The organism is Streptomyces sp. AC627_RSS907, from assembly GCF_019049165.1.
This window is the reverse complement of the sequence record NZ_JAGMUE010000503.1, coordinates 1-671: the sequence shown is the minus strand read 5'-3', so window position 1 is coordinate 671 and position 671 is coordinate 1. Positions and strand designations below refer to the sequence as shown.

Annotated in this window: 1 pseudogene; it reads left to right on the top strand. The window is 69.0% G+C overall.

The features are described from left to right. Positions 1-183: 183 nt before the first annotated feature. Positions 184-671 (top strand): annotated as a pseudogene (locus KUM32_RS36705) (metallophosphoesterase); the annotation flags it as partial.

Below are 671 nucleotides of genomic sequence, written 5' to 3'. Positions count from 1 at the left end.
CCGTAGGACAGCGGTGTGGTGGTTGTCATGGGGCTCACTCTCGCAGTCGGCCCGCACATCAGGTAGTCATGTGATCGAAACCCGCCCGGGGTGTCGCACCCACCGACGCGGATGGACAATCCTCGCGCGTGACGCCGACGCGGACACGCCGCGCATCGCCGCCAGAACACGGAGAACAACGACATGCCGCTGGACCGTAGGAAGTTCCTGGGCCGCTCCGCCGCGACGGGCGCCGCCGTGGCGCTGGCCGGCACGGCGACCGTGGCCGCGTCGCCCGCCGCCGGGCGCCGGCCGGGCAGGCGGTACGAGTTCAGCGTCCTGGGCACCACCGACCTGCACGGCAACGTCTTCAACTGGGACTACTTCACCGACGCGGAGTTCGACGACAAGGAACACAACGACATCGGGCTCGCCAAGATCTCCACGCTGGTCAAGCAGGTCCGCGCGGACCGCGGCGCGCGCGACACGCTGCTGATCGACGCCGGCGACACCATCCAGGGCACCCAACTGTCGTACTACTACGCCAAGGTGGACCCGATCACCGGCCCCGGCGGCCCGGTGCACCCGATGGCCAGGGCGATGAACGCGATCGGGTACGACGCGGCGGCGCTGGGCAACCACGAGTTCAACTACGGCATACCGGTGTTGCGGAAGTTCGCCGAGCAGTGCGA